Genomic DNA, 8975 nt, shown 5'->3' on the forward strand with positions numbered 1-8975 from the left:
GTGAAAAGGGAGGTTTAATGTGTGAAAAGGGAGGTTTAATGTGTGAAAGGGGGAGGTTTAATGTGTGAAAAGGGAGTGATTTTATCGGACGTCTTTTTACATAACTCCTTTTATTGTAGTTTTACCTTATGGATCAAGAACTTACACCCGATTTAGAAGTACGTCATAGTAATGCATTAACCAATGCACGCTTTGAATTCAGTGAGCTACAGATGGACCTCTTCTTCTTCATGCTGTCTAAGCTGAGAAAATCCCAATCCTCCTTAGTATATCAACTGAACATCAAGGAGTTGTCCTTATTAACTGGCAAGAAATATGATTTCCCTTATCTATGGCAAGCCACTGACGGAATGATGTCGAGGGTATTCTCGATAACCACTGGAAAATATCCTGAACAACTCTCTATGTTTCAGCGAGTCAAATACTTGACGGGCACTGGTATTATAGAATTTGAGCTTACCAAGCATATTCTACCCCATCTATACCATCTCAAAGACAACTTTACTAGCTTCGGCCTATCTGCGGCGCTCCGACTCACTAGCAAATACGCTAAGCGCATCTACCCCATCTGCTCCCAATGGAAGGACCTTGGCAAGACAAAGAGGTACCATATCAGAGAACTGAAAACGATGCTTGACCTGATTGATGACAAGCCATGGGAGATAGATATCAAAGAGAAGCTGAAATCATTCAAGGATTTTCGAGTAAATGTTCTGGATAGAAGTGTCAAGCAAATCAATGAGCACACCGAACTTCACATTAGTTACAAGCTCGAAAAGGTTGGGAGAACTTATGAATACATCACCTTCATAATCAAACCCCAAGCACTAGCAACGCCCATTCCCATTGACTTGGCAGGTACTGCTCAGTCACTATCTGGTGTGCAACAAAGCCACTTCGATAACGCCGCCCGGGTTCTGGACGAGTTGCGCATCACTGATGCTAAGCACCGGCAAACTATTATGAGTAGCGCCGCTCACGTGGCCGAAGTCAACCGCTACAACCACGACCTGAAAACTGGCAAAGTAAAGGCTTCGCGCAACGCAGGAGGCCTGCTACTCGTGCGCTTAGGGTTAGTTGCAGCTAAACCATCTAAGGCCACTTAAAATCATCTATCCCCTCCTTCTCGGGTCGGCGGCCACTACTTGCCAAAAACACGTTGCCAGAAGCCCCTTTTGATGGATTCTGGCACTGGTAATACTATGGGGGCTTCTCTTGGCTCAGGTAGTCGCTTTTGCAATTCGCCCAACTGCTCATTCTGACTAAGCAGTAATTCCTCAATGCGCCCGATACGCTGACTATTCACCTGACTAGTCAAAGCATTTAGCACGTCATTCTGCTCTAACAGACGATTCTGTAGCTGCTGAATAGTCTGGTCGCGTTCGGCTAACTGCCGCTCTAACTCGGCAACCTCCGGCACCTGGGCCTGCGCTGTTACTGCCGGCAACGGTTCGGCTTGACTGGGGTACTGTTGCGCCAGAAACGTCTGACTAATCAAATACGTGTTGCCCTTGGGTGTCAGCTCTGTCTGGATATGACTAGTCTTAACGTATTGCTTGACTAGTCGCCGGATGGTCTGCTCAGACCTGTTAACCTGCTGAGCTGCTTGCTTTATAGTCAAAAAAGTAGCGGCGTTTTCCATTCGGAGCATGACTAGTCAGAAGCCACAAAGTAAACACTCTAAATCTTGTTTAACTTCTGCTTGACTAGTCATTGACTAATCACTGACTAGTCAAGCGTTTAGTGAATTATAACACTAGAAAGGATCCTTAAAGGTTGTTTCCATTTCTTAAGTCATCTGATACGCTGAGTTGGCTTGGATGCATAAGATGCATAATCACTTGGGCATCCTATATTGCCCCATATTCCCCCCTCGTGACTATCCCATTTTATGGCATTAAGCCTCTCTGAATTAAAAGACCGCGCCATTCGCTTTGCCCAGGAATGGCAAGGCGAAACCCGCGAACACGCCGAAGCCAAAGCCTTTTGGGGCGATTTTTTTAACGTGTTCGGGGTAAATCGTCGCCGCGTGGCCACGTTTGAAGAGCCTGTCAAGAAGCTCTCCGGCCAACAGGGATTTATTGATTTGCTCTGGAAGGGTACGCTGCTGGTGGAGCACAAGAGCCGCGGCAAAGACCTGGATAAGGCCGTGCAGCAAGCCAAGGACTACTTCCCCGGCCTCAAAGACCACGAGCTGCCCAAATACATTCTGGTCTCTGACTTCGCCCGCTTCCGCCTCTACGACCTCGACGAGGGCACCAACTACGACTTCCCCCTAGAAGAGCTGCACCAGCACCTGCACCTGTTCTCCTTCCTGACCGGCTACCAGAAGCGCCAGTACAAGGACGAAGACCCGGCCAACATCAAAGCGGCCGAACTCATGGGCGAGCTGCACGACGCCTTACTGCGCGACGGCTACCACGGCCACAAGCTGGAAGTGCTGTTGGTACGCATCCTCTTTTGCCTGTTTGCGGAGGATACGGCCATTTTTGAGAAAGATGCCTTCCGGGCCTTCCTGGAAGAAAACACCCGCGAAGATGGCTCCGACGTGGGGGCACAGTTGGCCCAATGGTTCTCGGTCCTCGACAAGCCGAACCATGAGCGCCAACGCCACTTACCGGCCCATTTACAGGCGCTTCCCTACGTAAACGGCTCCCTGTTCACGGAATTTTTTGAGTTTCCGGCCTTCGACCAGGCCCTGCGCGAACAGCTCATTCGCTGCACCTATTTCGACTGGTCGCGCATCTCCCCGGCCATTTTCGGGTCGCTGTTTCAGTCCGTCACAGACCCCGTAAAGCGGCGCAACCTGGGGGCGCACTACACCTCCGAAACCAACATTTTGAAGGTTATCCAAGGCCTGTTCCTGGACGAGCTGCGGCAGGAGTTGGCTCAGGCCGGCCAGAACCGTCAGCGCCTCGACCAGCTGCACCGCCGCCTGGAAAAAGTGCGCTTCCTGGACCCCTCGTGCGGGTGCGGCAATTTTCTGGTGGTCACCTACCGCGAACTGCGCTTACTGGAGCAGGAAATTTTGGAGCGGCTGTTTGCTGCCCAAGTGGCCACTGGTCAGACCGTGGACCTGGCCCTGTATGCGCGGGTGCAGGTAGACCAGGCGTATGGTATCGAGGTGGAAGAATTTCCTGCCCGCATTGCCGAAGTGGCCATGTGGCTCATGGACCACCAACTAAACCTGCGCCTCTCCGAGGCCTTCGGCAACCTTTACCTACGCCTGCCCCTCACCCGGACTGCCCGTATTGTTCACGGCAATGCCCTGACCACCGACTGGGAAACCGTGGCCCCAAAGGACCAGCTCACTTATATCCTGGGCAATCCGCCGTTCATTGGACAAGCGTGGCAAACGGTGCAACAAAAAGCCGAAGTGGCCGCAGTAGCAAAAGGCCTCAAGTCGGTAGGTGCCTTGGACTATGTTTCGGCGTGGCTGCTAAAAGCAGCCCAATACATTCAGGATACCGCCGTTAAGGTTGCCTTCGTCAGCACCAATTCCATCACACAAGGGGAACAAGTCAGCATTTTATGGGGTGAGTTGATGCAGAAGCATGGCGTCAAAATTCATTTCGCGCATCGCACCTTCAAATGGAGTAACGAGGCGCGGGGCAATGCCAATGTGTTCTGCGTGATAGTGGGCTTTGGGCTTGATGAGCCGAAACAATGCGCCCTCTACGACTACCCTACGCCCACTTCTGAACCGCTAAAGCGGATGGTGCCGCACATCAACGCGTATCTGGTTGATGCCGCTGACGTATTTATTGGGAACCGGACGAAGCCAGTTAGCAACGTGCCGCAGATGATTTGGGGAAATAAGCCCTCTGATGGTGGCTTTCTTGTTCTAACTCCTGATGAGAAAGAGGAACTACTAAGCAAGGAGCCAGGTGCAGCACCTTGGGTACGGAAGTACCTCGGGGGCGAAGAACTGATTCGGGGAACGGAAAGGTGGTGCCTGTGGCTCGTGGATATTTCGCCTTCTGAATTGCAGAAGCTGCCGTTAGTAAAGGCACGAGTAGAAGCAGTTCGGCAGTCGCGGCTGGCCAGCAAGGCTCCTTCTACTCAGAAACGCGCTGCTACGCCAACCCTGTTTGTACAGATAGCGCAACCGGCTTCCGACTACTTAGCCATTCCCGAAGTATCGTCGGAAAGGCGCACATACATTCCGATTGGGTTCCTGCCCAAAGCAGTTATCGCCAGCAACAAGCTGCAAATGGTACCGGATGCTACACCTTACCTGTTTGGGGTACTGACTTCGGCCATGCACATGGCTTGGATGCGCTACACTTGCGGCCGTTTGGAGAGCAGGTTTAGCTATTCAAACTCGCTCGTCTACAATAACTTTCCATTCCCGGCTACACCTAGTCCCAAGCAAGTCACCGGCGTGGAAGCCGCCGCGCAGGTAGTCCTGGCAGCGCGGGCACAGTTCCCCGACGCAAGCCTGGCCACCCTCTACGACCCGCTCACTATGCCTCCGGCCCTGGTGAAAGCCCATCAGCAGCTTGACCGGGCCGTGGACCAGTGCTACCGCTCGGCTGCGTTCCCTACGGAGCTAAGCCGGCTGGAATACCTGTTTGACGAATACCGCCGCCTGACAGAGCCTGTTTTGGGGAACGTTGGCGCTGCACCTAAGTCGAAGCGTAAACCCAAGGCCATTGCCTAGCCCCCTATGCGGCAAAAAATTTACCTCGAACTCGTCGTATTGAAGCCGGAAAATGCCGTTCACCTTACCGAGGCCGAACAGCAAGCCATTCCGTGCCACTTCCTGCTGGCTCAGGAGGCCGAGAAGCGGATGCTGGTGATAGAATACACGCCCGGCTCTGAACGGGCCACCAGGGAGCGGATTATCGCCGTGCATCTGCGGGCCTACGCCCGCCGCTATAACATCATCAGCTACGAGGTCTTTGACGGCTTCGTACCGGCCCTGCCGGCTCCGCTGGTGGGCTAGTCAGATAGGATTTTGAAGGCAGTGGGGAAGTGCAAATAGTCCCTCCCTTGTCTTGGTTTTATCCCTTAACATAACATTGGTTATACCCCCGACCTCGGAAAAATGGTGGTTTTTTTGCCTTCTGTTGAGGTGTAGCCGACGTGGTACTTTTCCAGTAAAGTCAAGTAGTTAGGGTGATACTTGCGCAGTGCGCCGGCCCTCACTATCAATAATTATTGGCTGGCCTTGCTCCAGCAGTAGGGCCTGCAACGGCTGCTTGCCATCTGTGCGTTCCTGATGCGGCAGGTCGATGGCCAGTACTTTGCCACCATATAGAGCCGTGATTTCTGTCACGGGCGTGTGCCCGATAATGAGCCGGTTGACTTCGTATTGCTTTAGCATGGCCGTCAGGTCTGCAGCCGAAACCTCCTCCTGCGCGACGCCCCGGTACCAATCCGGGCTAAGGGGGGGCATGTTCACCAGCCGCTGGGTTGACGTGAGCATCGTGTCGGTGGCCGCCCGTTGTAGATAGGCCCGCGCTTCTGCATTCAACTGGACTAAGGGAAGACGTAGCGCCGCTACTTCCGTACTCAGGCCGCCGTGGGTTAGGAGCGAAGATCCTATTTTCTCGACGACGTTCTTACTACGCAACCATTGACCCAGCACGGTCTGCGGCCCGTACCACTGTTCGTAGGGCCACTGCAATGTGTCGGCGTTGACGCGGTACTTGCGCCGCACATACTTGAAGTGCCCAGTGAGATTCATTCGTTCGTGATTGCCCAAAATGAAATGCACTTTGCCACCGGCTCGGGCCGCCTCATGCTCCAGCTTGTAAACCAGCCACAGGCACTCGGTAACCTGTAAGCCCCGGTCAAAAAAATCGCCTAGCAGCACCAAGTGGCCATTGCCGAACGACCAGTTCAGGTTCTTGTCCACCACCCTACTGCCGCGCAATAGGGCCTCCAGGCCGGCGAAGTTGCCCTCAATGTCTGAGAGGACCAGTGTCCGGTCGGGCTCGGCGTAAATGGCGGGTTCGGGTTGGGCAGGTTCTCGTAACGGTATGCTGAAATCTCGGCCTGTTGTTGCCACGAAGCAGCGTATTTGCTGCCCTGCCAGGGTCGGTAATGTATCCTGACGAATGAACAGGTCCTTATCCTGCTGTTCAACCTGGCGTAGCACACCGCCCGGGCCAGCATAAGCTATCCAAGGACCATCGGCCGATAAGCCCGACTTGTCCGAGTTGGGCCCCTTAATCGACCAATAAGGCATGAAATACCATCGATCAGCGTACCCCAGCGCAATTAGCCCAACGCCCCCTAAACAATACACCACGTAGGCGGCCAATACAATAAGTATCTTCTTTTTCATTGGGATCGCTAAGTCAGAAGGCCAAATTAAGGAAGAAAAGCAAATGTACTATGCCATATCTATCACGGTCAGAATGAGACACGTCTGGGTTCATAACGTTTTCTGAACGGTGGATTGTAAGACGTTATAGCTCCTCCGCATTGTACCGCCTGGCCCTTCGCCCAGCTGCACGGCCGGCCCTGGTACTTTGCCATGCTAGTCATCTCCTATCCCGAAGCCTTTGCTCTGCCCTGACTCCCGCTTTATGGTGGGCGCTACCTGCGGTTTGGTTTCATAGCCCTCCCGTCTGGCTTTCATGTCGTCATACTCATGGACCTGGCCACCCATCGCCCGGACGTTATCGAAATAGGAGTCAACAACATGAGCAAAGCTGGGCTGGTACTTCACATAAACGGTCTGCATTCCGTCTCTGCGAGATGGTTCGCCTTGCACGCCCAAATGGGCTGCATGAGAGTGGATGCCCCTCCGTAAGGACTTTGCCACTTCGTCGGCCTTCTCCTTCGGGACTACTAAACAGGCGGTTAACTCTGCAGGCTTAGGCTTCCAACGATAAATATCAAAAGCCCGCTCCATCAGGGCAAGTTCCTTGGTGGCCACCTGCTGTCGCGCCTTTTCTGCTTGCCGTATTTCGGCCTGTTTCATCTCGTGAGCATGCGCGTCTGCACGTGCTTGCCTAGCTTGAAGTTGCTCGGCAACCTGTTCGCTTATTTCATGGCCATTGGGACATATTTCTGCATAAGTGAACTGGGAACCGTGCTTGGGATGCGCTACTTGGTTAGGATTGGCTTCTGTGGCCGTTTTGAACTTGAATCCTTGTGCTTTGAGCCCACTCATGTAGCTCTGGTAGTCCGTGTAAGCCCCGTTGACCAGATGCACTTCAAATGCCTTCTTGGTCTCCTGTCGGTCCTTTTCGCGCTGCTCGGCCCCCAGCTTGAGTAAATCCGCTGGCACCTTCTGGCCCTGGGCCAGGATCACCGCTAGTTTGATTTTCTCCTGCTCGGCCTGCTTTAACTCACCCTGGGCTTGTATCTTCTCGCGGTAATGCTTCTCCTTCAGCTTCTCTGTAGTCCTCAACTGACTTTGGAGCGCACGGACCTGACTTTTGGCTGAAGCGTTCTCTAACGCAAGATTTATCCCCTTCTCGGCCCGCTGGTTCGCCTTCTCTACCTGAGCCTGCCCCTGCTCACTTACGCTGGCCGTGCTCTTGGCCTCCCACTCTGTTAGTTTGAACAGGTCCGCCGCACCTGGCCGCTTTACCGGCACGTCCTCGAACGCGCTGGCCGCCCCCATCTTTTCCCCCAGCTCGGCCGCCGTTTTATTCTGTTTGCTATACATAGCGCTCATGGGCTGGTGGACAGCCTGGCTACGCTCTACCCCCCGCTCCAATCCGTGCGCTGCCATTGCCTCGTGGTAGTCGTTCTGATTTATTCGCAGGGCAACCGGATTGATGAGGTCGCGGGCCGACAGCCGCCCATCGGCCGTGATGGGAACGATAACCACATGACAATGCGGGGTCGTTTCGTCTTGCTGGAGCTGAAAGGCGATGACGTTTTCCTTGCCGTACTTCTTTTCTACATAAGCCCGGTTGTCCTTTACCCACTGGCTGTCCGACTGGTCAGCAGCACGACCCTTCTCGTCGCGCTCAAAAAATTCCGGCGAGGCCGTTAGAATTAGCTCTACACACCGAATCGCATCCTTGCGCCGGATTGTGATGCCGGCCTCAGCAATGCGTTCAGTGGCTAGGTCCCAGTAGCTGCGTTCTTCGGTGTTGATGAACTCGATGTTCGGGTGCCGAGGCTCTTTGTCAACGTTGGGCACATCGTACTTGCGGTAGTTGTGCGTGGTCGCTTTATTGGCGTGTTTCTCGTCGGTCAATTTGCCGTGACGCAGAATACAAAAAGGCAGCATGAGCACAGGAGTTAGGCAGTGGGGGAAAGGAAATTTGGCTAGCCCCGGAGGGCGCACGGCATAGGATTTACGGTGATGAGCGAAGCTCAACCGTAAATCCTATGCATCGTGTGTGATGCATAGATGGTCGTCCTGGCAGAACAAAACCGTCTGGACCCTCGCTCTACTACAAGCTACAACACTTTACCGAAATCCAGCCCTACCCCTCAACACTTCCGCCTACTCTCCCCGCATATTATGTTAAAAAGGAGCATCTAAAACTTTCCTCTTTTTTGACACCATCCCCCTCTCTCGGAGCTGCCCCATCCCGTTCGTCCTTCCCTGGCTGCCCCCTTGCCCCGGCCCTTTAAAATCTGCTGACTACCCCTTGACCCGGACCCGCCAGCCCCTGCCCCATTTCAACCTGGCCCCTACTCAGCTGCTTAATCCTGACCTGCTGGCAACCTCTCTCACTTGGCCATTCCACCAAATCTGCTCTCTGTGTGCCTCCTACCTGCTACGAGTACCACTGACCTGCCCACACCCTCATCACTTCGTCCTGGAGCATCTCTGCACGTTCTAGGCCTCCCCCACTGCCTTCCTCCCCCCACTGCCTGATAGTGAACTGATTTTTGGGTTGCTCTAAGCTCTTGGTAAATCCCTTCCTTTATTCGGCCAGACCAACTGTAGATAAGCTGTAGGGGTAGCGCAAGAGTAAGAACAGAAATTCCCGTTAGGGCCGCCGGGTCGGATTCTGGCGAGTTGGGGGTGTCTCGAAAAACGGGCGTTTTTT

At 53.7% G+C, this 8975-nt stretch carries 6 protein-coding genes; 3 read left to right on the plus strand and 3 right to left on the minus strand.

From position 1 onward, the window contains the following. Positions 1–128 precede the first annotated feature (128 nt). Positions 129–1106 (plus strand): replication initiation protein, encoded by a 978-nt coding sequence (locus tag BLW21_RS20470; protein ID WP_092743904.1) that lies wholly within the window; start codon positions 129–131, stop codon positions 1104–1106. 35 nt (positions 1107–1141) lie between these two features. On the opposite strand, the gene BLW21_RS20475 is transcribed toward BLW21_RS20470, so the two are convergent. Then, the gene (locus tag BLW21_RS20475) at positions 1142–1642 is read right to left on the minus strand and encodes a hypothetical protein (protein ID WP_092743914.1); all 501 of its coding nucleotides are present in this window, start codon (positions 1640–1642) and stop codon (positions 1142–1144) included. 249 nt (positions 1643–1891) lie between these two features. On the opposite strand from BLW21_RS20475, the gene BLW21_RS20480 reads away from it, so the two are divergent. Then, a complete protein-coding gene (locus BLW21_RS20480) occupies positions 1892–4663 on the plus strand; it encodes a class I SAM-dependent DNA methyltransferase (RefSeq protein ID WP_092743906.1) in 2772 nt (923 codons plus the stop codon). Between the two features lie 6 nt (positions 4664–4669). Then, the gene (locus BLW21_RS20485; protein WP_092743908.1) at positions 4670–4948 is read left to right on the plus strand and encodes a hypothetical protein; all 279 of its coding nucleotides are present in this window, start codon (positions 4670–4672) and stop codon (positions 4946–4948) included. A 168-nt stretch (positions 4949–5116) separates the two neighbouring features. Here BLW21_RS20485 and BLW21_RS20490 read toward each other — a convergent pair whose 3' ends face one another. Continuing rightward, a complete protein-coding gene (locus BLW21_RS20490; RefSeq protein WP_092743910.1) occupies positions 5117–6295 on the minus strand; it encodes a metallophosphoesterase in 1179 nt (392 codons plus the stop codon). A gap of 195 nt (positions 6296–6490) precedes the next feature. Then, complete coding sequence (gene mobV, locus BLW21_RS20495; RefSeq protein WP_092743912.1) at positions 6491–8203, minus strand: MobV family relaxase; 1713 nt, start codon at positions 8201–8203, stop codon at positions 6491–6493. Positions 8204–8975 lie beyond the last annotated feature (772 nt).

This window comes from Hymenobacter psychrophilus (genome assembly GCF_900107135.1).
In the GTDB taxonomy this organism is placed as follows: Bacteria; Bacteroidota; Bacteroidia; order Cytophagales; family Hymenobacteraceae; genus Hymenobacter; species Hymenobacter psychrophilus.

Bases quoted from the DNA above. Each gene is read 5' to 3' on its own strand.
- BLW21_RS20470 (WP_092743904.1), top strand. From the start codon at position 129: ATGGATCAAGAACTTACACCCGATTTAGAAGTACGTCATAGTAATGCA.
- BLW21_RS20475 (WP_092743914.1), bottom strand. From the start codon at position 1,642: ATGGAAAACGCCGCTACTTTTTTGACTATAAAGCAAGCAGCTCAGCAG.
- BLW21_RS20480 (WP_092743906.1), top strand. From the start codon at position 1,892: ATGGCATTAAGCCTCTCTGAATTAAAAGACCGCGCCATTCGCTTTGCC.
- BLW21_RS20485 (WP_092743908.1), top strand. From the start codon at position 4,670: ATGCGGCAAAAAATTTACCTCGAACTCGTCGTATTGAAGCCGGAAAAT.
- BLW21_RS20490 (WP_092743910.1), bottom strand. From the start codon at position 6,295: ATGAAAAAGAAGATACTTATTGTATTGGCCGCCTACGTGGTGTATTGT.
- mobV (WP_092743912.1), bottom strand. From the start codon at position 8,203: ATGCTGCCTTTTTGTATTCTGCGTCACGGCAAATTGACCGACGAGAAA.